Origin of the sequence: Pseudaminobacter salicylatoxidans, assembly GCF_003148475.1 — a bacterium.
In the GTDB taxonomy this organism is placed as follows: domain Bacteria; phylum Pseudomonadota; class Alphaproteobacteria; order Rhizobiales; family Rhizobiaceae; genus Pseudaminobacter; species Pseudaminobacter salicylatoxidans.
The window spans coordinates 167184-192151 of record NZ_QGGG01000010.1 but is presented as its reverse complement, the minus strand read 5'-3'; the positions used below and the strand labels follow the sequence as shown (position 1 = coordinate 192151).

The 24968-nt window shown below is 58.3% G+C and carries 17 protein-coding genes and 2 pseudogenes; 15 read left to right on the top strand and 4 right to left on the bottom strand.

Going from position 1 to position 24968, the window contains the following annotated elements:
• Positions 1–178 precede the first annotated feature (178 nt).
• From C7441_RS15290 to C7441_RS15280, 3 genes are all read right to left on the bottom strand, one after another.
• Positions 179–1051 (bottom strand): methyltransferase domain-containing protein, encoded by an 873-nt coding sequence (locus C7441_RS15290; protein WP_109613625.1) that lies wholly within the window; start codon positions 1049–1051, stop codon positions 179–181.
• A gap of 63 nt (positions 1052–1114) precedes the next feature.
• On the bottom strand, positions 1115–2188 hold the full coding sequence (gene wecB / locus C7441_RS15285; RefSeq protein WP_244916166.1) for a non-hydrolyzing UDP-N-acetylglucosamine 2-epimerase: 1074 nt from the start codon (positions 2186–2188) through the stop codon (positions 1115–1117).
• Between the two features lie 379 nt (positions 2189–2567).
• Positions 2568–3947: a D-glucuronyl C5-epimerase family protein gene (locus C7441_RS15280; protein ID WP_146201503.1), complete on the bottom strand. Its 1380-nt coding sequence runs from the start codon at positions 3945–3947 to the stop codon at positions 2568–2570.
• A 519-nt stretch (positions 3948–4466) separates the two neighbouring features.
• Here C7441_RS15280 and C7441_RS15275 point away from each other — a divergent pair.
• Positions 4467–4703 carry a hypothetical protein gene (locus tag C7441_RS15275; protein WP_146201502.1) on the top strand — a complete coding sequence of 79 codons (237 nt, stop codon included), beginning with the start codon at positions 4467–4469 and terminating at the stop codon, positions 4701–4703.
• A 22-nt stretch (positions 4704–4725) separates the two neighbouring features.
• On the opposite strand, the gene C7441_RS24575 is transcribed toward C7441_RS15275, so the two are convergent.
• The gene (locus C7441_RS24575) at positions 4726–4866 is read right to left on the bottom strand and encodes a helix-turn-helix domain-containing protein (protein WP_342353277.1); all 141 of its coding nucleotides are present in this window, start codon (positions 4864–4866) and stop codon (positions 4726–4728) included.
• A 229-nt stretch (positions 4867–5095) separates the two neighbouring features.
• On the opposite strand from C7441_RS24575, the pseudogene C7441_RS15265 reads away from it, so the two are divergent.
• The 14 genes and pseudogenes from C7441_RS15265 to C7441_RS15210 form a co-directional block, all read left to right on the top strand.
• A pseudogene (locus C7441_RS15265) lies at positions 5096–5353 on the top strand (hypothetical protein); the annotation flags it as partial.
• 162 nt (positions 5354–5515) lie between these two features.
• On the top strand, positions 5516–5983 hold the full coding sequence (locus tag C7441_RS15260) for a hypothetical protein (protein WP_146201501.1): 468 nt from the start codon (positions 5516–5518) through the stop codon (positions 5981–5983).
• A 66-nt stretch (positions 5984–6049) separates the two neighbouring features.
• A complete protein-coding gene (locus tag C7441_RS15255; RefSeq protein ID WP_109613620.1) occupies positions 6050–6640 on the top strand; it encodes a hypothetical protein in 591 nt (196 codons plus the stop codon).
• A gap of 459 nt (positions 6641–7099) precedes the next feature.
• On the top strand, positions 7100–8821 hold the full coding sequence (locus tag C7441_RS15250; protein ID WP_146201500.1) for a hypothetical protein: 1722 nt from the start codon (positions 7100–7102) through the stop codon (positions 8819–8821).
• 235 nt (positions 8822–9056) lie between these two features.
• Positions 9057–10385, top strand: a complete 1329-nt coding sequence (locus tag C7441_RS15245; RefSeq protein ID WP_109613618.1) for a DNA cytosine methyltransferase — start codon at positions 9057–9059, stop codon at positions 10383–10385.
• Positions 10386–10393: 8 nt separating this feature from the next.
• Positions 10394–12505: a hypothetical protein gene (locus C7441_RS15240; RefSeq protein ID WP_109613617.1), complete on the top strand. Its 2112-nt coding sequence runs from the start codon at positions 10394–10396 to the stop codon at positions 12503–12505.
• Positions 12502–14013, top strand: a complete 1512-nt coding sequence (locus C7441_RS15235) for a hypothetical protein (protein ID WP_109613616.1) — start codon at positions 12502–12504, stop codon at positions 14011–14013. Before C7441_RS15240 ends, C7441_RS15235 begins: the two co-directional genes overlap by 4 nt.
• Positions 14010–19481 (top strand): ATP-binding protein, encoded by a 5472-nt coding sequence (locus C7441_RS15230; protein ID WP_109613615.1) that lies wholly within the window; start codon positions 14010–14012, stop codon positions 19479–19481. Before C7441_RS15235 ends, C7441_RS15230 begins: the two co-directional genes overlap by 4 nt.
• Before the next feature lie 9 nt (positions 19482–19490).
• Complete coding sequence (locus C7441_RS15225; protein WP_109613614.1) at positions 19491–19931, top strand: very short patch repair endonuclease; 441 nt, start codon at positions 19491–19493, stop codon at positions 19929–19931.
• Positions 19932–20135: 204 nt separating this feature from the next.
• Positions 20136–20402 (top strand): annotated as a pseudogene (locus C7441_RS24395) (integrase arm-type DNA-binding domain-containing protein); the annotation flags it as partial.
• Positions 20403–20417: 15 nt separating this feature from the next.
• Complete coding sequence (locus C7441_RS15220) at positions 20418–21299, top strand: tyrosine-type recombinase/integrase (RefSeq protein ID WP_342353278.1); 882 nt, start codon at positions 20418–20420, stop codon at positions 21297–21299.
• Entirely contained in the window at positions 21289–21990 is a 702-nt protein-coding gene (locus C7441_RS15215) for a hypothetical protein (RefSeq protein ID WP_109613612.1), read from the top strand. The genes C7441_RS15220 and C7441_RS15215 overlap by 11 nt, the downstream gene beginning before the upstream one ends.
• 76 nt (positions 21991–22066) lie before the next feature.
• A complete protein-coding gene (locus C7441_RS24090) occupies positions 22067–22288 on the top strand; it encodes a helix-turn-helix transcriptional regulator (RefSeq protein ID WP_170125149.1) in 222 nt (73 codons plus the stop codon).
• A complete protein-coding gene (locus C7441_RS15210; RefSeq protein ID WP_170125148.1) occupies positions 22281–24581 on the top strand; it encodes a virulence-associated E family protein in 2301 nt (766 codons plus the stop codon). The genes C7441_RS24090 and C7441_RS15210 overlap by 8 nt, the downstream gene beginning before the upstream one ends.
• Positions 24582–24968: the final 387 nt, after the last annotated feature.

The following is a 24968-nucleotide window of genomic DNA, read 5'->3' as shown; positions in this document are numbered from 1 at the left end:
TCTGCTCATCCGAGAAGCGGCTGCGTTTCATGTTCTGGTCCTCTCTTTAGGCCAGAACGAACTTCAAACCGGATTAAGTCAAAGGGGCAACGTCACTCTCGTCGAAATCTTCTCACCAGCCGAATGCGCAAACTACTTCAAGGCAGCAGGATATGAACCAGATTAAACCGAACGTGCTCTAGCTTGTCTTGATACCATGAAAGAGAAATATGGATTCCGTCGACGGCAGCACAAATTTCTCAACGGAAAAGCCATCAAACGATGGACCATATCTTTCTGTCACCGTTTCACTGGTCTTGAAATAGCGTACATGTCCGAATGCGTAGAAGCTTGGCACCGAGAAAATGCAGAATGTACCGGACCTAACCCAAGATATCAGTTCAAGATCCTTGTCGACATGCTCGAGTACTTCCGTGCAAATAACGGTGTCATAGGCTACGCTCTCGACTAACGACGTAGTCAGCGCGTTTCCTTGTGCGAATGTGAAAGGTAGCTTTCTTTCAGTGGCTTGCCGAACGGCCACGCTACTGAAATCCATACCTAGATATTCGCATTTAAAACGCTTGGCTAAGAAGGCTGCAAATTGTCCTGGCCCGCATCCAATGTCTAGAATGCTTCTACTGCCGTTGGTCGTCAGGAGATCAACAATCCGCTCCCACATCTGACGATAGGAGGTGTCCTCGCCGTCCTTACGATAGGATGCAGATTTCTCATAGATGTCGTCGTAATATCCGGCGGATGCTTCTATCGAACCACCGCCAGTGTGACCCCATCTTTCTAGTTCGCGAGTCGCAGTTTGCCACGCGTCGTTACTTGGATCGATCTTGATTGCCTCTGTATATGCTTTCCGCGCTTTCTGATGGTCTCCGACGAGTATGAATGCCTGCGCTAACCGGGCATGCCACCATGCCGGCGATGCCTCGCCTTTGAGATCAATAGCTGCAGAATATAGTTCAATTGCCTTGGAGAACTGTCCTGCGGCTTCTTCCAATTTTGCTTGCTGGACATAGATAGTTGCGCTCGCGCGCTTTTGCCCACTTTGTTGGCTCATATCTGGCCCGCCGCGAAATCTATCACGGGTACTCTTGCTCGGGTAGTGGATGCGCCATCCTCGCTATTGTATGTGAGCTTGGGATAATATCGTTGCTATATTTCTTGCGGCAGTGCCATCACCGTAAGGCAGAGCTTCGCTACCTTTTTTTCCGATCGCGTTCAGTATCGCGGTTGAAATGTCCGCTTGGGCTGGAGAAGCCAATCGATTCCAGCCCAACTCAATGAGTTCGACCCATTCCGTTTCGTCACGTAGCGTGACGCAAGGCACCTTATAAAAGAAAGCCTCTTTTTGCACTCCGCCGGAATCGGTAGCGATGACCGCAGCCTGGGATTCGAGCGCGACCATATCCAGATAGCCGAGAGGTGCTAAGGTCTTTACGTTGTTGAACGCCAACCCGCTCTCTCTCATGCGGCTAGCGGTGCGCGGATGCAGCGGAAGTATGACCGGCATTGTAGCGGCAACGGTTTCTAATCCGTCGACCAATCGTTTTAAGCGAGTCAGGTCGTCGGTATTCTCCGCGCGGTGAAGTGTGGCGAGAACATATCTTTGTGGTTCAACGCCGGCGACAGACAGTATGTCTCGTTTCGAGGCTGCCTCGGCAAACTGCAGTGCGGCATCGTACATTACGTCGCCGATCTGAAATATGCGATCAGATACGACGCCTTCTCGCGCAAGGTTTTCTGCCGCCACATTGGTCGAGGCGAACAGGATATCGGAAAGCTGGTCGGCGACGATGCGGTTGATTTCTTCCGGCATCGCACGATTGAAGGAACGGAGGCCTGCTTCAACGTGAGCTATCGGGATGTGGAGCTTCGCCGCCACCAGAGCCCCTGCCAGCGTGGAATTGGTGTCACCATAGACCATTACTCTGTCCGGCTTCAGTTCCTGAAGAACTGGCTCGATCTGCTGAAGCATTGTACCGGTCATGGCGCCGTGTCCGCCGCCATTTACGCCGAGATGGTACTGAGGCGCCGCAATGCCAAGCTCTTCGAAAAACACGTCAGACATGTCTGTGTCAAAGTGCTGGCCGGTGTGGATAAGGATCTCATCGATTCCGGCCCCCGAGAGGGCTTTGCTCACTGGCGCAACCTTAATGAACTGGGGTCTTGCTCCAACAATCGTAACCAAACGCACAGACGATACCTCCATGTTTTTTTGGTCAGTCGCACGTCTAGCTAGGCGGATCAAGAACAGACGGGCACTGAGCGTCTATCCCAACCACCACCAGCAGCCGGTCACCGAGCCATCAGAGCGATGGTCGGCGGTATGTCCCACTTGCGCGTTTTGCCGCGCCTATAGCTCCCTCCCTTTGCCGCTCCTGAGCGGTATCCACGATCACGAATCCAATCGGCGCAGGGTGCCAGGGCGTGGATCAAGAACAATGAATGCGAGAACATGGCCGTTGCGTGGCGCGTCTCCAGAGTGAATGGGCTTATCGCTAATAATACTGGCCGCAACTGCACTACTGATACCTCCGATCTCGGAACAGGCAATATCCTCAGAAACAACGATGCTATCTCGTAAACGAGTGCCTTTTGAGGATTCGGCGCCAGAACGGCTCTTTTGGGGAATCTGTTACCGGAACGATGTTATGCCCATTATTATTTAAGGCGCAGTGCTGTGTAAAACTTACACCGGCTTTCCTGTACACATCCATTGAAGACCACCGCTCAGTGTACCCTCTCCACTTTTCTGCCCAGGGAAGCAGATTGGGGTACCGTTTAGACAAGCTCTCTAGGTTAGTAACATGCATCCAGTGATAGACATTTCGGTTAATCCCACCGACCTTTTTCTTGAAGTTCGTCGGATATCCGAGTAGCGGAATATCATTCCACGATATCGGGATGCTCACGTTGTTAACACCGTGTGAGAGGTGAAGAGTCCGCACTCTTTTCCATTTGTTGATTCGGGTACGAGCCATATTTGCAGAAAGTGGGCAGTAATCAGCGTAACCAAGCTCGTGATAGATTTTTGTCGCGACCGGGGTGCTGATTTCCAGTTCCATCTTCCACTCTGACGGCCATGTTGCGCGGCTGATAACCGTTCGGATCTCGACTGACCGAGATTCATCGGTGCCAGATATGTAGCTCTCCCAGTTGGGCGACTTCATCTCTCCTTTCTGTGCAAACCAGTATTGCTTATCGCCACCCAGTACTGCGCCGCTTTTAATTCTGATTTCTATGCGCTTGCTGGCCACGATGCGCTGGTCAACAAATCCTGCGAGTTGGTATCTTGAATTGGCTAGGCGAGGTATGTCGTAGAAGGGCAACAGCTGCTCTAGAGCGGATATGCTTCCTTCGAGAAATTCCGATGCTTCGGCAAACCCCGATGCTCTTGCGTACGCATCGATTTGTATCAGGGCGGTAGTCCATCCATTCAGAATGAATACTGGCAATTCATGGGGAAATTCTTCGATCACAAATCCTCCTCCGAATTGCCGCATGACCCCGCCCGAGTTCACCGGCAATCTCAGACTTTCGAAAACCGCTTGAGCTACCACTTTGAAGTCGTCGTTACCTGTGGCAACCCCCAATTCGTAGAGGGGCATTAGATATCGGGCTTGAGTTAGCCCCGAATAGTGCTTCCCTCTCGTGGGGGCCAGCTCGTTTTCTTCATACCAGAAGACACGTCCGCCTTTGAAATTCTCCATCCTCTCAATGGCGGCTCGTCCAATTCTCTCGGCGGCCAGCAAAGCCTCCTGGCTCTTGTTCTTTTTGTACATCCACAAATAATCGCGGAGCATATACGCTCCATAAATGGGATGAGCTATCGTGCCGGAGTTTGTTCGTCGGGCCGGGAAACCATCCTCAAGCGAAACTGGTTTGTAGAATTCGTAAGCAGAACGGCGTGAGGCCGGAAGCGGATGAAAGCCATCAATTGTGAAAAGGTCCACGCCGGTCACCCTTTAAATTGCATGGCTGTGCCTACCATAGCAGCTGGTTCCAATGCAATTTGCAACTGAGACTAGCCTATGTGACTCGCTGTTCAGCGCAAGGGTGACCCAACCCGTCATTGCTGTCGCAGCGCGGTTGATTAGCGGGTGACGGCCATGGCGGAAGCGCAGGTGCTTCGCTCTGACAACAATCGGCGGCTTACGTCTCTGCGCTCTATGAGACGTCGTGGGCGATCAAGGCCATGGACCCGCTGCCGGAAGACGTGGCGGACGATGCACTGTGGCCATCTACCTAAACAGCCACCACCACCCACCTGCGAACGCGACCATCAGCAGCATGTCCACCATGTCGGTTTTCTGCGGCCGTACTGTGGTGATCGCCCAGCTTCATCATCACCAACGACAAGCCATTTGCCCGTCAGGTCGCCGACCACAACCGGACCTGCGCGGCGCAGCCGGCTTGCCGGAAATAGCATTCGGAAATCGGGGACGCTCGCAGTGAACATGGAAGAGGAAGCGATGGGACAATCCGCACAGAAGCTCATCGATAGCGTCATCGTCACCGCACTGGCGCGGTTGTCGATGCTCCTGGCGCTACCGACGCTGGGGCTGATCTTCTGGCTCTGCTCGAACTGGCAGGGCGACAAGCTGGCGACGATGCAAATGCAGATCGAGCAGACGCTGCACGATGCCACGGAGACGTCCCGGCTGGCGCTCAAGCTCTCCGACCGTCTCGTCGCGGTGGAGACGAACTAGGCACTATTCCGTGCTCGTGCGGTCAATTTGATCGGTCAGTCAGCAGGTCTGCCGTGGTGGTGCCGAGCGCCTTGGCCAGCTTTGCGACCACGGTGATCGTGGGGTTTCTCACCTGCCGCTCAACACCCGAGATATAGGTGCGGTCGATCTCTGAGGTCGGCAAGCTCTTCCTGGGACCAACCCAGAAGGCCTCGGGCTGCCTTGATGTTTCGGGCCAGTATCGCGCAAACGTCTTCCATGCCCAAGATAGGGCAGATATGTAGACGATGAGACAACGGACTGTGAGTCTCATTTTGCTTTCAAGTTACACTCGTTGACTATAGGCTACATCGCATTTTCATCGGGGATGGTGCGATGTGGGATACATTCGTCCAAGCATTTTCGTGGCTGCTACTAATCTCTTCGGAGGACAGGCACTCGTCTTCGTCGGCCTCATGCTCTGGACGATCTGGACCGACGCGATCAAGCCGAGACTAATCCCCGCCGACGTCATCGCCCGCGTAGCTGACGACATTATTGCCAGCTATCGCGCCCCTGAGCTTGAGGCTTTCGCCCGCCACGAGCGCGCGTGGTACGACAGCGACGGCGCGGAGCAGACCTATTGGTATCGCGTGCGGAAGGCCGTCAGGCGGCGGCTAGAGCGGGCGTAACACCTGTCCGCTCGCCGAACGTTGGCGATGTCCTCGGTCGCCTCGCAGCGAACCTGCAACCGCTACTTCTCATTGGGTAATCGTCTCTCCTCTAATCCCCCTAATTTCTTAACATTAAGCGATTTGAGGATTAATGTGAGGGAAATGAGGAAAGGTGCTGAAATGCAAACACGGTCTATCGATATTGATTTCGAGGTGCACAAGGCGATTGAGTTGGAGCGCTGGAGCTTCGATGAAACGCCCAACGAAGCGCTGCGGCGAATGCTGGGCATTGATGCTTCCGAAACCCAACGGCCTGAGTCCGAGTCGGTCACGCCCATCGCTAACGGACGCCCTTGGGTTGGCAAGGGGAAGTCGACGGGGTTGATCCTCCCTCATGGAACCGACCTCCAGATGGACTATAACGGCCAGCGGTTCACTGGGCACGTGGATAACGGTACTCTTGTGCTTGAAGGACAGCGGTTCTCCAGCCCGTCTGGAGCTGCCGATGAGCTTTGCAGAACGCGGGACGGTAGGAAAACGCGTCTCAACGGCAAGGAACTGATCCAGGTCCGGCTACCCGGCGAGAGTGGTTGGGTGTTGCTGAAGGAATATGAGCAGCGATTGCGCCGGAAGGCGAAGGCCGCCTGAACAGCAGGAAGCCTAGGCGTTATTCCGAGGGTGTGTTGTTGTTGGCGGCAAGGGGGGACGAAGCCGATGGAATATGTGACGCAGTATGATCCACCTGAAAAACGGCAAGCCAAAGCGCAAGGGGGCGTTGAGGAGCGGTTGACGGAGGCGAGTATAATGCTCGCAATGGCCCGCTATATCCTCGACAATGCCACAGAAGCGAAGGTGTCGATCCACCCTGACGGCGAGCACGCGAAGCGCTTCGATATTCCGGCTTGGCTTGGCACCGCTGGATTCGAGAAAACCGCGTCGCTTGGCAGCACTTCTTACGGCGGAACTTATCAGCGTGGACATGAGACTGTGATCGTCAATCCTCGGTCTGGCGTCGGAGACGTGGTAGGAGTGGTAGACGGCCGGTCCATCGTCATCGAATGCAAGGGCGGCACAATCAACAGCACTCACGCTGGCCAGCTATCGCGCCTTCGCCGTGGGCTATGCGAAGCGGTCGGCTTGTTGATGGCCCGTCCCTTTGATGGGGCGCGAGAAATCGCTGCGGTTTCCTGGACTCCAGAAACTGAGCGCCTCGCTGCGCGGATGGTGTCACGGTGTTCGCGAGCTGGAATTGAACTCGCCCTTGTCAGGCGTGACGGAGCAATCGTCTGGGTAGCTGAGGACTGAGAGAAGTGGTGCCGCTTGCGTGACTCGAACACGCGACCCCATCATTACGAATTATTTTTCGTAACAATATCAGAGATTTAGATGCTCTGCGAAATCGTTGGACCCCCTTGGACAAACCATTGGCCAGAATTCACTTTCAGGAGTCGAGCGATAGCATGGGGTATCACCCTGTTGTCACCCCTTTGATCCCGCGACACTACTAGAAGCCTACAGTTCACCGCGTGCCCTACTAATCGGTAGCGCCCCCCCCCGCCGGACCTCCCCCCATCAACGGCGTTCACAGTCTGGACCGGGGGCGGGAGTCCGTTGGCGTCGGGATGTCGCGGAAACGACAGGATAAGGTCGGTCGAATTCAGCCCTAATACCGCCAGCGCGTGGCTGCGGCTTCAGAATTGCTTCCCAACCTCTGGTCATGGGTAAGCTGCCCTGACTGGATATTGCAGCTAGGAATTGTATCGGGTGACTGACAGCCTGCGAGAGTTCTACGAAAGCCTGAATCAGGAGGAGCGAGCTCTCGCGGCTGAAGTCGCAACCGATCGACTCGGATTGCTGATGCGGATCGCGGTCAATGAGCTTGATCTCGATTTCGAAGGTGTGGATGTCGGAACCGAGCCTACCGGGGCCGACGAAGAGCGATCGTACCTCATGCGCATCGGCGTGGTCCGAATCGTTAAGTTGGCGATGCAGGCACACGCTCGCTTTGACGCGCCAACTGTCACCATACGGCGCAACCTTACATACTCGGGTGCGGTGCTCTCGCTGATCGGTGTGGCCGGGGCAATCGAGCACGGCCGACGAATAGCGCAGAGCTTAACCGCAAAGGGAGGGTGGATAGAGAGGCTGCCCGATCGTTTTCGTATCGTGCTGCCCGCGAAGCTAGCTGATCTCGAGCTGCACGAACGCGAGCTCGAGCGTGTTCAGAAGAGGCACTACCGAAGAACTTTTGCGGAGGACTACGAAACGACGGTCGGCGCCAAAATAGGCGACGAAGTCAGGTCTCTGCTTACCGATCTCGTCTATCCATTCGCGGAGCACTTCATTGGGTACGAGGCCGATCCAACGCTGGATTTCTATTTCTTCGGTCCCGCTTACAGCGACATGCTGCTCGCAAAGGGTTTTGACACATTCCACTTCTCGACAGCCTTCGGTGGCATCACCTTTGGGAACTACCAGCTTGCAGCTATCTTCATCGTATCAGTGGCAATGAAACACCGTGCATACGTGCGAGCACTCCTAGACAAGGAGCCTTCGATCAGGATTGAGGACGTCCTCACCGTGTCGGTTGAGACCCCAGGTTTTCTCGAGGGAATGCAGGCGTTTATCAATGAGTTTGGCGAGCAGCTCTACGGCCACGAGCCCGTCACGAATGACACCGTGCGCAGCATCTTCGACGTACTTTCCGTGAGCAGGCGAAATTTGTCGCTGCTCGATCGGCCGGGGGCTCCGATACCTCCGTTGATCCAGTGCTCCGACGATCATGTCATCAGACCCCTTGCGGGCGCTGATAGTGATGAAGTCATGCTGTTCCTTCTGAATTCATTGCAGCATAGTTTTCCGAAGGAATATGACCGAGCTCAACAGGCACGGGAAGGCGTGATGCAGCGAGCGGCTGAGAGGGTTATTCTGTCGGTGCTCCCAGCGCTGGAATTCCGCGGCAACATCAAGCTGAGGCAAGCCGACAAGGTTTTGACGGACATTGATCTGGTGATCGTCGACGCAGCAAACAATCGCGTGATTCTTGCGCAGCTAAAGCATCAAGACCCATACGGCGCAGATTTCGCGACGATGCTGGCGAGAACCGACCGGCTCAACCGTCAAGTTAGCGACTGGGTTCACAAGGTGCGTTCGTGGCTCGCCGCCGTGAGCACGGCCGAGCTTCGTGCTACTTTGCGGCTCGCATCCGGCTCTGCGAGACCCGAGGTTAGCCTACTTATTCTCACGCGGCATTACGCGCATTCGCTCCGAAAAGTTGTGGGCGGCGATGCCACATTTTCCAACTGGAATCAGCTCGTCACGGCAGTAGCGAGGCTTCAAGGACGAGCTGGCGAAGCCACGATGGGCGATTTGATGAAGGAGCTGAAAGTTCTGAGTACTCCGGAAGAGGAAGAGTATTTGCCGGAGCCGTCCAGTGTTTGGACTGTCGGGAACTTGCGTTTCACGGTCGAGCAGGAGCAAGCCTAGAGGCCAATGCGCTACGCCGAGTGGGCCGGAGCTGGGTTTGTGGGCGACCAAAGCTTGCTCCCTGTGAAATTGTTGTAGGATGATCGTCCCTCTGTTGTTATGGTCCTGGCGCTTCTGGACAAATCCAGATATTGTGCCTGTTAGGGATTGGCCCGAGTTTTCGTTGATCGCAATAAAGTAAAAATGGAAATTATCGCGCCTCTATGCCCGGAATATAGTAATATCGGGATCGTACATGAAGTCTTATAGTTTTGCGGATTTGTTCTCAGGCTGCGGCGGGCTGTCTCTTGGACTGTCGCTGGCAGGGCTGAACGGCAAGTTCGCGATTGAACGCGATCCGATGGCCTTCGAGACGTTTTCGGCCAATTTCATAGACAACGCCTCGCCAAAGGTCGCTTTTGATTGGCCGAATTGGCTCGCCAAGCGGGCGTGGGACATTGAGCTCCTCCTTGCTCAGCACAAGGATGACCTGATCAAGCTGCGAGGCACTATTGACGTGCTTGCTGGCGGTCCACCCTGCCAGGGTTTTAGCTTTGCTGGACGTCGCGTCGAGGACGACCCCCGGAACCTCCTCTTCAAAAAATACGTGGAGGTCGTGGACGCACTCCAGCCACAAGCCCTCATCCTGGAAAACGTACCAGGGATGCGCGTAGCCCACGCCCGTCGAAACATAGTGGGCCTTCCTGTTCCTGGTGAACACGCGGAAAAGCCAAGGTCTTTCTATGACAAGCTTGTCGATAGCCTCGATGTCGCTGGATACAGGATGGAGGCAATGTTGGTGGATTCCTCGCGGTTCGGTGTACCCCAGCGTCGTTCGCGCTTAATAGCAGTCGGTATCCGGAAGGACTTGTGCGAATGGCTAGATGGCGGAATTAGGAGACTATTCGTACTGCTCGACGAAGCGCGACTCACGCAGCTTCAGGAACTTGGCCTTCCCGAGGCCGTCAGTGCCTCTAGCGCGTTGTCCGACCTGGAGACTGTCGGTCGCGAGATGATCGCCTGCACAGACCCGGAATCCTCCAGCGGCTTCCGTGAGGTAAAGTATGGCAAGCCTACTACGACATATCAGAAGCTCATGCAGGCTGGCCATCAGGGAAACATGGACAGCATGCGGCTTGCGCGGCATCGGGACGACGTTCAGGAGCGGTTTCGTCGCATTCTGGTCGAGTGCCGCAAGGGTGTCCGCATGGACAACGAAAGCCGCAAAACCTATGGCCTGAAGAAGCACCGGATTTACCCGATGGCGAGCGACGAACCAGCGCCGACGCTGACCACCCTGCCAGATGACATTCTGCACTACTGCGAACCTCGAATATTAACCGTCCGCGAGAGCGCTCGTCTCCAATCTTTCCCGGATTGGTTTGTGTTCAAGGGAAAGTTCACGACCGGGGGCGACCGGCGCACCAAGGAATGTCCGCGCTACACACAGGTCGGCAACGCCGTTCCGCCGTATCTCGCGCGCGCTATTGGCATAGCCGTTCAAAATCTCCTTGAAGAAGTCGCGAGTAAGAAATCGGCGGTTGGTCAGGGCATAGCGGAGTTGCCAATAGCAGCGACGGCCTAGGGGGGCGTATGACTGGGGAAATCACCGAGGCGCCGTTTCCGGCGCAACTGCTGAATTGGGCCGGAAACCGGTCTGGTGGCGTGCGGCGCCTGTTCGACGCGGGTAGCGGCCGGCCAGGCCAAGCTGTCTTTGAGACCAACCTTTTGCATCGCCTTGAGGCATGGGCCAGATCGATTGCGTCGGAGTCCAACGGGGTCCCGCGCATCTTATTGCTGGTGGGGGGGCCTGGGAACGGGAAGACTGAGGCAATCGAATCCACCGTAGGCTGGCTCGACACGGCGCTTGGCGCCGAAGGCGAGCTTGCAGCGAAGCTCAAGAAATCATTCTTCCCGCCTGAGGGCACAGCCGTACCGAGGCTTGTTCGCGTGGATACATTGGGTCTCGGGGGCCGCTCGCGAAGGCTTGGCTTGTCGATCGTTCAGGATGCCTCTGCGGTAGTCGGTGCCACTGGGAAGCAAGCCGCGCAGCTCTTGCTCGATGAACTCGATGCAGTCCAAGCCGCCGGCGCCGAGGAGGCCTACTTGTGCTGCGTCAACCGTGGCGTGTTGGACGATGCCCTGATCGAGGCGATCGACCATGAGCGCGAGGGGCCGCGCCACTTGCTTGAAGCCGTCACGCGTGCAGTTAGCCTGACGCCAGACGCGCCCTCCTGCTGGCCGCTTGCCGGGTTTGCCGACGTAGCCGTTTGGCCGATGGACGCCGAATCGCTGTTGCTAAGGCCGGTGGCCGGCGGTGAGGAACCGGCGCGAAGCCTGTTTCGCACGGCATTGGATGCGGAGAAGTGGCCAGCAGCCGGCTCGTGCGCTGGCGGCACTTCCTGCCCGTTCTGCGGAAGTCGCGAGCGGCTAGCACACGGGCGCGCAGAAACGTCGCTCCTGCAGATTCTTCGATGGTTCGAGGTGGCAAGCGGAAAGCGCTGGAGCTTTCGCGATATGTTCTCCCTTGCATCCTACCTATTTGCCGGCCACCGGGTATCCCCACGCGAAGCAAGTCTAGAGCCGTGCGAATGGGCGGGAAAGCTCTTCGGTCTCGACGAGATTGCGCGCCGGAGCGGCAAGCCGTCGAGGGAACAATCGACCGCGATATTCCACTTGGTCGCGTCGCAATACCAGCACGCGCTATTTCACCGCTGGGAGCGCGACGCTGGCCCCGCCCTCCTCCGAGAGATCAAGGAGCTTGGGCTCGAAGACGACAATACTGCAATGGGCTTGCAGTGGTTTTTGTCGTCTCGTCGGACGGCATACTTGCCCGCAATGATAAGCAGCGCGCTCGACGGAGTGGCTGAGCTTCTGGACCCCGCCCTTACCGATCCCGACACGGAAGTGCAGGTCACAAAAAACACCCGCTTTGCTCTGCGCGAGCTTGACGTTCGGTTCAGCCGATCAGTGCTTGAAGGCCTTGACTATATTAGAAAACTACAAGTGCTCTCCAGGCTTGAGGTCGACCTGATCGAACGGCTGGCCAAGCTGGACGCGGAGCTCTCGCTTGGTGGCGTACGCCGAAAGCGGCCCGCGTCTGCCACCAATGTCCAGCGCTTCCTCCGTGACTTTGCATGCCGCCTAGTGCGACGCGCCCTTGGTGCGAGGACCGGCGCCGTACTCGACGCGCCGATCCTGAATGACTTCCAGCGAGTAGTGGAGGACACCGCTGGCGATGACCTATTCGACGTCGCGCAGGAAGTCGAACAGTTGCTTAACCGGAATCAGGACTTCGAAATCTCTTTGACGACGACGTTTGGCCAACCTCTTCCGCCGATGATTCGGCGCGCTACTCTGGTCGTGCCGTCGCGCTCGGTGCAGCCACACGATTCCAAGAAGGCCGGCCGGCCCGTGTCTCCGATCTGTTTCTTGATGGTTGGCGATGGAAGGTCGGGCCAGCCCATCGCGTTAACCTACGACCTCTTCAAGGCGGTGAAGGAACTTGAGAAAGGGATGTCGGTAGCGTCGCTGCCCCGGACCGTGCTTGCGCTGCTGGACACGACGCGAGCGCGCCTTTCAGGCCCGATCGTCAGGGACAAGCTCGTACTCGATCGCGCACGCATTCGGATTGGGTCAAGCGGTATGTCGGTTGTTCAACGGCGATCTGGATTCGCCGTTCGAAAGGAAGGCGGGGGTCGATGACACTAGCAAGATTCAGGGACGAACCCTGGCGCACCTCCCATCCGGCCTATCAGGATTCAGCGCTCGCGATGTCGCCTGCTCCCGAATATGCAAGCTCCGAAGTCATTCTGTCTTCGTTGTACCGGCACATCGGTCTGGAGGGTGCAACTGAGCGCACCGTGCCCCAACGCGGGCGCGACCTCGACAAGGAAGTCCAATGGTATCGCGACCGCGCGCGCAAGCCAGATTCGGCTTCACTCGACGCAGACACCTTCCACGTGCTGCTCCACTCCGTCCTCGAAAGCCCCAAGCTCCCCAATCAATCCTCGAAGCGTTTCTTGCAGGTCACTCCGCTCGTGCCCCAAGCCACCGTCTTTTCCGGATCGGCGAGGCTCAGCAGCAATTCTTGGCCGGCTGGTGCGTTGATCAGGCGCATGGTGTGGCTTGGGGCGCCGGACGTGGCAATAGCGAACGCTACTTGGCAGGCGCTGTTCGAGGCTCTTTCAGTTGCCGAAGCCGACGACATATTCGCCCGCTTCCTGCAAGCCGAGATCGAGGCTTGGTCGCCACAGCCAGCCTGGGCGGCTGTTGAGCCCGGCGAACAATCGACGCTCGATCCAACCGACACAAGTGGACTGGACTACCCAGCACGGCGCTTCGTCCGTGACCTTGGCTCGATCATTTCCGCCAAGGATTCCATGACCCGCCGACAATGGACCACCCTTCTGGAGGCGATTGTCAGGCTCGCTGCGGTCGCGCATGTAACTTGGCTGTGCGACGTCCATGCTAGGTTGTGGGATTGCATAAAAGGGGCGCTCGACGGCGGCGGGCCCATCGACGAAGCATCGGCGCGCTCAGCAATTTATCCCAAGACATTCCAGTTCCTGTCCTATGGTGATCGCGCCCTTCCCGGCATCAAGGACCGCGCGTCAGCCTTCCTGCAGGCCCGTCTTGGGCTCAACGCCACTCTATGGGCACTTCAAACCGTCGGTATTGAGATTGCGTCAATATCATCGGCAAGGGCCGTCGCAGAGGTTTGCAAGCGTGTGCGGGCGAGCGTGACAGAGATAGAGGCGACGGGAATTCGCGAGGCGTTGGCCGAAGTATCCGAACGTGAGACCCGTACCCTGCTGTGCAAAAAGGGAATCGGATCGAACATCATGGAGTTCGCGCGCCATGTCCTCGGCCAGCGGCAAGCTGCGAACCCCGCCTTGCGTGCATATGATCAGGGATTCGTGCTTCGCAAGCGCGGGACGAGCAATTCGAGCCCTTGGGTCGTCGGCCTGGGTCCTGTCAGCGTCCTGGCGCTCGTGCATTGTTCCCTGGCAGGCACCACGGGTCCAAGGTCGGTGCGCCGCCTTTCGCAGCATCTGGCCGGATACGGGACGATCGTCGACCACAGGGATATCGCGACGAACGACCTTGGTCACCAGTTGCGCATGCTCGGGTTGGTGCTCGACAGCCCTGATGCAGAAAGTGGCATGCTGCTCGTGCCGCCTTTTCCTAACCGTCTGGAAATAACCGCATGAATCATTTGGCATCTGCCATCGCGGACCTCATTCGCGACAAGCTCGCCCAATCGCCTGACGGCGACCAAGGCGAAGTGCGTTTGATCTTTCATGGTCCTCAAAGGGAGACATTGTCCGAAGTCTTTGACCTATTAACGGCCGATGGCGTGGTAGGTTCTAGGGTGCCCATATTGCTTCAGCTGCCTAGTTTGGCCGTGGGAGAGGAAAATCCACCGGTCGGCGTGTCTGGTCGGTGTGACGACACCCACTTGCTCAACCTACGCAATTCACCCTCCCAGCCCACATTTCTGGCCCTTGTTCCTCCGGGCCACCACAGCATGCGCTCGGTGACGTCAACGACCGACGAATTTGGCGTCGCGGCCGCCAACAACGGAGGCAACGTGCCGTTCGAGGATTGGTGGGCAGACGAGTTCGTTCAGGAACTAGTGCGCGTCGGCATTCGTAAGGCGGGTATCATGGACCCGCAGCAGCGCGACGACGCGCTCATATTGATTGGCCGGGCGGCTTCTGCCGCAGACGAAATGGATCCCGAGCGAACCCAACGCGCTGCAGCCTGGAAGGTCCTGTCGCGCCTATTCTCGGCGACGCCGGGCTCGACTGGCCTCACGCCGGGACAACAGGTCAGCCTTGCTTGCGGCATGCCACCGATGCATGACGGCGGAATATCGTCTCGCGATCAGTTGGGCGTCTTGGAGAAAATCGCGGATGCCATGTCCGATGGATTTGGCCCCGGCGTTCGCCGTGCGCAGGAGAACGCGAGCGATGAAGATAGTCGCCACCTCGATGCCTTCCTGACCCACTTGCGCGAGACCTGCGACCTTCCGACGGCCTTCGAAAGGGCGACGGCCGCCTACTACGCTCCGGACAATGGTTTGAATATGCCGGCAGCGCCGAATTGGTGGAGCGCACTGACAACCGAGAAGTGGTCGGAGTTGCTCACCGAGGATGTCGCCGCGCAGGGCGACATTCGAATGGGTTGCTCGAATAGCCTTGTCCCATTGGCAAAGGGCATGCCCATCCTCGTGGAGGGCAGTGTTGCACTTACCTTCGAGACAGTGGGCAAGGACGCGACAGATACCGTCGTGTCAATTGAGCGCGGCAAGGGCAACAAGCTTGGGGAGGTTCGGGTTGGCGACGAGGAGACTGCCTTCCTTGACGAAGCGCCGCCGGACCACAGGACGCCCCTTCGGTACGCGGCATCTGCCGAGGGTTTCAAGCCCGGGGCGATCAAGATCGTGTCGCTCGCGACCTGGCAACCCGGAATTTTCGTTGCCTGTCGGCTCGCCCGCAAGCTGACCCCGCCACGCAAACCTACGCGTCGCGCCAAGGGGGCACCAGAGCTGGAAGCCAGCCTGACCGTGCCTGGCGGTGGACGCTACGAACTGATGGTGTTCACATCGCCGGGAGTGAACCTGGCTGCTGAGGCGACTGGCACCGCGGACGATACCGAGGATCGCCTTGATGCCATGCAGCAGCTTTTCGTCCGTCCTGTGCGCCAGGGACTTCATCAGATCGAAGTTGAAGCAGAAACGAACTATCAAGTTGACATTGGCTTCAGCAAGCCAGCGGCGGACGGCTCGGTCTCGCACGAGACCTGCCGTGTATTCCTCGCGGTTGAGGACGTGGTCGAGCAGGGCTGCCGGAGCGAATTTGAGCGATTGATTCGTGCCAATCGCCGAGCAATCGAACCTTCAGAAGCCAAGCCTGTCGTCCAGCTGAACCGAAGTGCCAGAGCTTCCAGCCTGCAGGATTGGATGCTATCCGAAGACTCCGTGGGTAGATCGTACCTGCCGATCGTGCTTGCCGACGACTATGTAGATGCTTGGGTCCAACCCGTCTGGGGTACTGGCACCGGACCAATCTTCTCAACTGGGCGTTTCCTGCAGGACCCGCGCCCGGACGCCACCGAGTTCCAGCCGCCAGTTGGCTTCGTGGAAGCGAGGCAGCAACTTGCGGCGCGCATTCGGGGTTCTGGTGACCAAACCGGGCTGATGGAGTCGGCCGAGCTCGGCAAGTGGCTTGCTAGCGATGAGGACTTCCGCGCCGTTGTCGAACGGTATCTCGATGCCTACCAAGCTTGGCTGGCCGCCGAACCCGACGTAGCATGCTGGGTCGATGTGGGTATTGTCACGTCGCTGGATGATGATCGCAGGACAATATCCCGGGTCCCCGACGCGATTATCTTATCGCCGCTGCACCCCCTGCGTCTTGCATGGCACGCGGTTGCCCAAGGTGTGCTGCTAGAGGCTGAGTCCGGCGGCAATCCTTGCCCTGCGGTGAGTGTCCTAGATCCAGACTGTGTCCCCGACCTCTTGACGCTCTCGCTTAGATCGCCGGGTGGTATCGAGAAGGTTGATTTCCTGGCAGTTGAAAATGGCACCGACTATTGGTCGGTTTTGTGGAATGGCGAGCGACTTGGTCGCCTTCCCAGCCGCTCTCGAATCGCCCCCTTCGGCGAGGGCTTCGGCATCTCAGTCGGCGGCATTTCCGTTGGCTTTAGTGCGGCACAGGTCGCCCGCGCGCTGGAGGACGTGTCGGGCCTTTTGGCGGCGAAACCAGCTATTGGCGTCGTGGTGGCGAGTGCCGGTGGCACCACTGATGCATGCAATGAGGGACTTATCACTTGGTGCTCGGATCGTTACCGCGACGGCAACGGCCGCGCACTCCGCCAAGGGGCGGGGCCACGCGTCGTCGAAATATACGACCACCGCGACGGGGACTCGCGTCCCGACGACGCAACAATCGCAAACTTATCGGAGGATACCCGCAACGGCGTCCGGTGGTTCGACGGACAGCCAGCGACGGCGCGGCCCGATCTAGGTATTATCGCACAACTCGACATGTCCGAGCCCAGCACCGCTGCGGTTTCGGGTCGATCACCACTCGGGCATGGCGGCCTACTTCGGCATCGTGTCCGGCGTCAACTCCCTGGCGCGTTCCTAAGCGAGACGCGCCAGTCGCTCCCGGGGTCGAATTCTGGAGATGTTCTCGCCGACAAGGTCGCCGCTTGCCTGGGCACTTTGGAAAGCCTTGGCGATCGTCCCACCGGAATGCGGTTTGCGCCGAACGTCAATGTGGTGCGCGACATGCTCGAGACACGCCGGACCGACTTCGTCGCGGTCTCCTCCTCAGCGATTGATCCGGCTTGCTTCCTCGGCGGATGGCTGGAGGACGCATATCTTTGGGACTATGATATGCCATCCTATTCCCATCGGGCCGGCGATACGAACGGCTACTACCTGCTGTCGAGGGTCAAGCAGGCAGATCGCGAAGCTCTTTCAAAGGCGCTTAGCCGCCTCCCGGGATGCGCAGCCATCGAGCCGAACCAAGTTCAGGACGTTTTGCTCGAGATTGCTCGGCGCGGCATCCCCACGATTAGGGGCCTGGCCGGCGACAATGCCGGCGCAACGGGCGATCTGGGCTTGTTCGTAGCCGTTCGGTTGCTGCAGGATCGATTTAGGCTATCCAACATAGGCGAGAGCCTAGTTCCGGTCATCGACAGCTCAGGCGATGACATCACCGTCTGCATAATCGTGCCAGTCGATCCATTTCGGGGATATTTCTCAGACCTCGCAAAATCCTTGGGCAAGGATCGGAAAGACGCGTCTCTCTCTCGTCCTGACCTTCTGGTCGTGGGCATCCACCTCGGGACAAATGGCGTCCGAATTCACCTCACGCCTATCGAGGTGAAGTGCAGGCCTGGATCTGTGTTCCCGCAATCGGAGGTGAACGACGCGTTGGAGCAAGCGCGAACCTTCTCCAGGCTTCTTGCCAGCATGCTGCCGCACGACGGTCAGCCTGTCGCCTGGGCCATTGGGTTTCAGCATCTGCTGCTCTCGATCATCGGTTTCGGCATGCGAGTCTACAGCCAACATCCAGATGTTGTTGGCCGGGAGGCACAATGGACGTCGCTTCATGAACGCATCGCATCAGCCATCCTCGATCCACGACCATGCGTCTCGGTCGATCAGCGCGGGCGGCTGATAATTGTGGATGACAGTCCGCGCAGCGGAGCGCGCGATCGCGACGACGATGGTTTCGATGAGACCATCACAATAGGCAGTAGTGACGCTGGCCAAGTCGTCGCGGGCGATCCTCTGGCGTTCTATGAAAGTGTCCGGGCTAAAGTCGGGCAATGGGATCTCTTCCCAATCGTCGGCGAGTTCACAACCGGCCTCGTGGAACCCCACACCGACCCTAACGTGAAAGCAACCCCTGAGGCGCCGTTGGAGTCCAGCGGAGATGATGTCGCGGGGGCGGTGCCGGTCGAGCTGGCGCCGGTTCTAGCTTCGGCAGAGAGCTCTGCCTTGGCCACGCCGGACGAGGCTTCGACTGGGATCGTGCTGTCGATTGGCACCACTGTTGACAGTTTCCGACCCGGCGATGTCCAACTAAATATTTCGGATACCCGATTGAATCAGCTCAACATGGGCGTGGTCGGCGATCTGGGCACTGGCAAGACGCAGTTGCTGAAGTCGCTGATTTTGCAAATATCTGATGCATCGGCTGCCAATCGCGGCATCCGGCCGCGCTTCCTGATCTTTGACTATAAGCGGGACTATAGCAGCCCGGAATTCGTCAAGGCCACGGGCGCACGCGTGGTGAAGCCATACCGACTGCCGCTCAACTTGTTCGACACGAGCACTATCGGCGATGCCGCCGCGCCCTGGCTCGATCGGTTCCGCTTCTTTGCCGACGTGCTCGACAAGATCTATACTGGCATCGGCCCCGTACAGCGTGACAAGCTCAAGCGAGCCGTCCGCGCTGCCTATGACGCATGCCTACCTGGGCAGCAACCAACGCTCTACGATGTCCATGCTGCCTATGCCGAACTGCTTGATGGTAAGTCGGATTCGCCTATGGCGATCATCGACGACCTCGTCGACATGGAGGTGTTTGCTGCCAAGACAAGTGAGACACAACCATTCGACGAGTTTCTAGATGGCGTCGTAGTCATCTCGCTCGATGCCCTAGGCCAGGACGATCGCAGCAAGAACATGCTCGTAGCGGTAATGCTCAACATGTTCTACGAGAACATGCTTCGCACGCCCAAACGACCTTTCATTGGCAAAGGCCCGCAGCTTCGTGCAGTGGACTCCTACCTGTTGGTCGACGAAGCCGACAACATCATGCGGTATGAATTCGACGTACTGCGCAAGTTGCTGTTACAAGGCCGAGAGTTTGGGACCGGCGTTATCCTGGCATCGCAATACCTACGGCATTTCAAGGTGAATGCGACGGACTACCGTGAGCCGCTGCTTAGTTGGTTTGTCCACAAGGTCCCGAATGTCACCCCGGCTGAGCTTTCCGCGCTCGGGTTGACGGGCAGCGCCGCCGAGATGGCCGAACGGGTCAAATCGCTCCAAGTCCACCAGTGCCTATATAAGTCGTTTGACGTACCAGGCGAAGTGGTTCGGGGCTTGCCCTTCTTCGAGCTCGAGGCACGCCGGGGTACTGGGAACGGGTAAATAGTTGGGATGGTGGACACTCTAACCCCTGCTCAGCGTTCAGAACGTATGTCGCGAATTCGGTCGGCCAATACAAAGCCGGAAGTCGCGCTCCGAAAAGCGCTCCACCGACTAGGCTTTCGGTTTCGCCTGCATGGACGTCGCCTGCCAGGCAAACCCGACATCGTCTTGCCGAAGTATCGCACCGTTATATTCGTGCATGGTTGTTTCTGGCATCGACACGAAGGTTGTAAGATTGCCACGACACCCAAGACCAACACCGAGTTTTGGGTAGAAAAATTTAATCGGAACACTTTGCGTGATGCGGCAACGGCTGAGGAGTTGAAGAGGTCCGGGTGGCGAGTGATAATCGCTTGGGAATGCGATCTTGGCTCCGCCGAAAAAGTGGCGGCCAGATCGATTGAAATCGCCGAAGAAATTTGCAGCGGCGAGCAAAGCCATACCAGCTAACGGCGATTAGGATGAGGGCCACTGGCTAAACTGAAACGGCCGTTGCTCATGTTGCGTCCGCTCGCGCGCGTGCGCATATCGGATGGCGTTGGACAGGGTTTTCTGTCTTTGGATCAAAACTCTTTTTATGTCATAAGTCTCTGATATCACTAGTAATTTCACGTTATTGACGTTACGTTGAGTTGAGGCCAACAGGAGGTCTCAATGCCAAACTTACGTCTGACACGCCGCGCAGTTGATGAAATTCCCCATCCCGCCAGCGGCCAAGTTTTCTACCGCGACACTACGCTGACCGGCTTCGGTCTTCGCGTCGGCAAGCAATCCAAGGTCTACTACGCCGAGGGGTACGTGAACCGGCAGACCCGGCGCGTCACCATCGGCCGGGCCGATCTGTTCGCGGCGGAAATCGCCCGCAAGCGGGCGATGGCGCTCCTCGCCGAAATGGCGGAAGGCCACGACCCGAACGCCGGGAAGCGCAAGGAGGCGGTGGCCAAGGTCACGCTGGCTGACGCGTTCGATGGCTTCTTCATCGCTCGTCCGCACCTTTCGCCGCATACGGTGCTGAACTACACGAGGACCGCCAAGCTCCACCTCAAGGCATGGCGCAAGAGGCCGATCAACGAAATCACCCGCCAGATGGTGCTAAAACGGCATCAGGAGCTTTCCACCGAGATCGGGAAGACCACGGCCAACAACGTGATGCGGCATCTACGGTCGGTCTACAATTTTGCCGCCGCGACCCACGACGAGCTTCCGCCGAACCCGGTGCAGATTCTGACTCAGGCTCGGGCATGGCACCGCGAGCAGCGTCGGCAGACAGTCGTGGCGGCGCTGGACCTGCCGATGTGGTGGAAGGCCGTCATGGCCGAGCCGGACTATTCGCGCGACTTCCTGCTCATGGCGCTGTTTACCGGGATGCGCCGGGGCGAGTTGACGGCCCTGCGTTGGGACAACGTGGACCTGATCGCTCGTACGCTGCACCTGCCGACGACCAAGAACGGCGATCCGCTGAACCTGCCTCTGTCAGGGTTTCTCGTGGACCTGCTGACGGAGCGCAAAAGGCACGCGGGCGAGTCAGCATTCGTGTTCCCCGGCCCTGGTAAACAGGGGCACGTGATGGAAACGAAGAAGTTCCTGCTCCGGGTCAGCGCGGGGTCCGGCGTCAGCTTCACGCTGCACGACCTTCGGCGCACCTTCATCACCATCGCCGAAAGCCTCGACGTTCCTTACTATGCGCTCAAGCGCCTGCTGAACCATCGTGCTAACGGCGACGTGACGGGCGGCTATATCGTCGTGAATGCCGAGCGCCTGCGCGGGCCGGTGGAATTGGTCGCAGCCCGGATATTGGAGTTGGCCAATGCAAAATGAGGACAAATCGGGGAGCTTGGCCACCCCTTACGCCGATGGGCGGCTTGACCGCGAGCGCCGCTCCAGCGCCCGCATTGCCACTGATGGCCAACAGCGCAAGCTTCAGGAATTCGCGGCGGATGTCGCCATTGAATTCGACTTTGAAGACGCTGATCTGCTCTATGCCTTTCTGGTCCGCATGTGGCTGCTGATGGAAACCGGCTCAGCAGTTGCCATCAGCAACGGCAAGGTGGGTGTGCCGACCGATCAGCCAGAATTCAAATCGACGCATGACAGGTTGGAACGGCTGCGGGACCATCTGGCCGAGGCGGCGGCAATCCTTCGCGAAGTCCCGGATAACGAAACGCTCGGCGCCGTGCTGCACCACTCCGATAATTCAGGGGCGATGGATGAACATTACGAAGCCCTGCTGTCCCTGCTGGAAACCTGCAACCGGGCGGCGAACCTTGAAGGACGCGCCGGGCGTCGGCCAAACGAAGATTGGGTTCGTGACTTCTGTGTCGCCTGTCAGCAATTCTGGCTTCTGGCAGGAAAGACCGGCACCGCCATCGTCTTCCATACCGCTTTCCCAACTCCGATCACCCGCTGGACCGAGCGCGTTTATGTCGGTCTTCGCCGGCTCAAAGGCTTGCGAGACGACCTTTCCAAGTTGAAATCGACGGCGAAGGCGCTTTCCGCTTATCGGGGCTGAATCCAGCCCGATTTCCGGTGATATTTCCAGGCAGCTCGACACGGCATCGTCCTCCTATCAACAACAGGAGGACGCCATGTCCGACCGATCAAATCGACTGCTCACCACCAAGCAATTGCCGGACATCACGGGTCTGAGCCGGAGCTTCTTCGAGAAGGGCCGCATTTACGGCTATGGCCCACCCTTCATCCGCGTTAAGTCCGGCAAGCGCGCCGGCAAAATCCTCTACCGGCCTGCCGATGTCGAGCTTTGGCTTGCCTCGCAGGAGTTCGACCCGGAGGAGACGCGTCATGGCTGACCGTCTCGAACCTAATTCCGATCACGCGATTAACTACCTTCTCTGGATTAACCCCGATGCGCCGATCTATCTGGAACACATGGAAAGTGCCGGGCGAGAAAGTCCCACTGTGGAAACATACCAGCAGCACGATGCCGATTCCGCCAAGCGGTTCGTGACCGCCAATAACGGGCACGAGTTTCAGCGGAACCTCTATTACATGCCCAATGCGCGGCTGCTGAACGGAAAGCGCGCCAAGGCCAATGTGTCCGGCTCGGATTTTCTCTGGGCAGACCTCGACGGCAAGCATTTCCCCGGCAATGAAGCCGAGCGGTTGGATACGATCCTCGCGCTGCTGACAGAGGACAAGCGGAGACCCAAGGGCGTGCCGCCGCCGACGGCCATCATATTCAGCGGCGGCGGCTATCAGGCGCTGTGGAAGCTCAGCGAACCGATTCCCTCCGAGCAGGCTGAAAACATGAACAGGGCGCTTCTCGAAGCCTTCGGCGGCGCGTCGGGGCCAATCGCCGTCAGCCAGCTATTACGCCTACCGGGGACGGTGAATTGGTTGAATGATGGGAAACGCGCGGATGGACGCAAACCGGCATCGGCGCTGTTGCTGGACCCGCCGAATTTCTCGAAGCCGCCTACGACCTACCGGGCCGAAGATTTCAAGCTGCGGCTGCCGAAGGATAAGGCGCTGACCGTACCAGGAAGTAGGCAAACCGACATCATGCCGACTGAAATAGCGCCGCTTCCGCTACCCGAAGATCTTGGCGAGATCATTCCGTCGAACCTGAAATGGGTGCAAGTCATGGTTACGGGCGAAGACCCGCCCGACAAGACCTATCCGTCCCGCTCGGAACGTATGATGGCCTGCCTATGCTGGATGCTTGGCAACGGCGTTCAGCCGGGACATGCCCTGTCGATCCTGCTCGATCCCGACTATGCCATCGGCGCGCATGTCCGCGAGAAACCCAACTCGCTGCGCTACGGCCAGCGTCAAGTCGCCCGCGCGCTGATGACGATCCAGGCGGGTCGAGAGGACTGGCCGGAGGTGGACGAAAAGCTCCAGCCGATCAGGGACCATCCCGCCAACATACGTTATGCGCTGGCACGCCTTGGCGTCGAAGTACGGCGCAATATCTTCTCCTTCACGAATGACGTAGAAGGCATCGGGCTAGAAGGCCGCGACCTCAATGACGTGGCAGACATCCTGAGCAGCCGCTTTCAACTCAGCCTCAAGTTCAAGGCTTCGACGGCGGCGATCAAGACCGAGCTTGTCGCCATCGGCCACGAGCAGACCTATCATCCGATCATCGAGTATTTCGATGGCCTTGTATGGGATGGAAAGCCTCGCATCGATGGCCTATTGCGCGACTATGCCGGCGCCGACGACACGGAACTGAATCGCGAGTTCGGAGCCAAGTTCATGATTGCCGGCGTACGCCGCGTGAAGCGGCCCGGCGTCAAGTTCGACACGATGCTTGTGTTCGAGGGCAGTCAAGGCACGGGCAAGTCCAGCTTTGCTGAAACTCTCGCCGTGCGTGACGAATGGTTTTGCGGAAGCTTAAGCCTCAAGAGCGACGACAAGACCAAGGCCGAGCTTTTGGCCGGCGCGTGGATCGTCGAGGTGCAGGAGATGGATGGCATCCGAAAGGCGTCGTCGCACGAGTTGAAGAAGTTTCTGTCGACGCGGCGGGACAAATATCGCCGCGCCTACGGTCGGGATGCTCGCACCTATCCGCGCCAGTACGTGATTATCGGCAGCACCAACGATGAGAAATACCTGTTCGACCAGACGGGGAACCGGCGCTTCTGGCCGGTGCGCGGCGGGCGTATCCAACTCGACAAGCTCCGCGCCGACCTGTATCAATTACGGGCCGAAGCGGTGGTGCGCGAGGCTGCGGGCGAATCCATTTCGCTGTCCGAGCATTTGTGGAGCGCCGCGTGCGAACTCCAGAACTTGCGACTGGTCGAAGACGCCTTCGCCGGCGTTCTGGAAGATTGGTTTGCAGGCAAGACGGGCCGCGTCTCGATGGACAGCGTGAAGTTCCTGCTTGGCTTCGAGGGCGGCAGGCTCTCGTCTGTCGAGGTACAGCGGATCAAGGCTGAGATGGCGCGCCTCGGCTGGGAAGACCGCACCAATCGCCTCTACGATCTTGCGCAGCGCGAGCAGACCCAAAGGCGCGGCTTCGCGCGCGGGAGGCTCGATGAGCGCAAGGTAGAGTGGCTGGCGAAGCGGGGCGAAGGCGGCATGACGACATTGGTGCCGCTTACCAATCCTGCTGCCCAAAAGGAGCCGCCGTTTTGACGATGCTTGCGGACAGGCTGGCCGTAACCTGTAACGCCAACCTAAGCCCGGCAACATTTTGCAGCGCCAATTGGCCGGGGGAGTGCACCACTCCCCCGGTTTCTTATAACTTTCAGACCTTAAGTTACAGGTTACAAGTTACGCGCCGGGCAATGCCGCCTGCGCTTTGGGCTTTGTGAGCCGGCGATGACTGCAATGGCTTCAGACGCCCCTCAGAGCGCCGCTGGCGCGGGTTGGGCAGGTTGAGGGCTGGCGCGGCGGGTATGCTGCCGCGTCTGGCGCCCCTCAGATGTCCTCCGAAGCCGTTACCCCACAAACGCCTTCAGCATCTTCGCGGCGCGGTCGAGTTGGTCGTCGTTCATCCGGGACAGGGTGCGGTGAATATCG

Excerpts from the sequence above, each read along its gene's own strand:
- C7441_RS15210 (WP_170125148.1), top strand. The coding sequence starts at position 22,281 with ATGGCTGACCGTCTCGAACCTAATTCCGATCACGCGATTAACTACCTT.
- C7441_RS15260 (WP_146201501.1), top strand. The coding sequence starts at position 5,516 with ATGCAAACACGGTCTATCGATATTGATTTCGAGGTGCACAAGGCGATT.
- C7441_RS15240 (WP_109613617.1), top strand. The coding sequence starts at position 10,394 with ATGACTGGGGAAATCACCGAGGCGCCGTTTCCGGCGCAACTGCTGAAT.
- C7441_RS15225 (WP_109613614.1), top strand. The coding sequence starts at position 19,491 with ATGGTGGACACTCTAACCCCTGCTCAGCGTTCAGAACGTATGTCGCGA.
- C7441_RS24090 (WP_170125149.1), top strand. The coding sequence starts at position 22,067 with ATGTCCGACCGATCAAATCGACTGCTCACCACCAAGCAATTGCCGGAC.
- C7441_RS15230 (WP_109613615.1), top strand. The coding sequence starts at position 14,010 with ATGAATCATTTGGCATCTGCCATCGCGGACCTCATTCGCGACAAGCTC.
- C7441_RS15235 (WP_109613616.1), top strand. The coding sequence starts at position 12,502 with ATGACACTAGCAAGATTCAGGGACGAACCCTGGCGCACCTCCCATCCG.
- C7441_RS15255 (WP_109613620.1), top strand. The coding sequence starts at position 6,050 with ATGGAATATGTGACGCAGTATGATCCACCTGAAAAACGGCAAGCCAAA.
- C7441_RS15290 (WP_109613625.1), bottom strand. The coding sequence starts at position 1,051 with ATGAGCCAACAAAGTGGGCAAAAGCGCGCGAGCGCAACTATCTATGTC.
- C7441_RS15215 (WP_109613612.1), top strand. The coding sequence starts at position 21,289 with ATGCAAAATGAGGACAAATCGGGGAGCTTGGCCACCCCTTACGCCGAT.
- C7441_RS15275 (WP_146201502.1), top strand. The coding sequence starts at position 4,467 with ATGGGACAATCCGCACAGAAGCTCATCGATAGCGTCATCGTCACCGCA.
- C7441_RS15245 (WP_109613618.1), top strand. The coding sequence starts at position 9,057 with ATGAAGTCTTATAGTTTTGCGGATTTGTTCTCAGGCTGCGGCGGGCTG.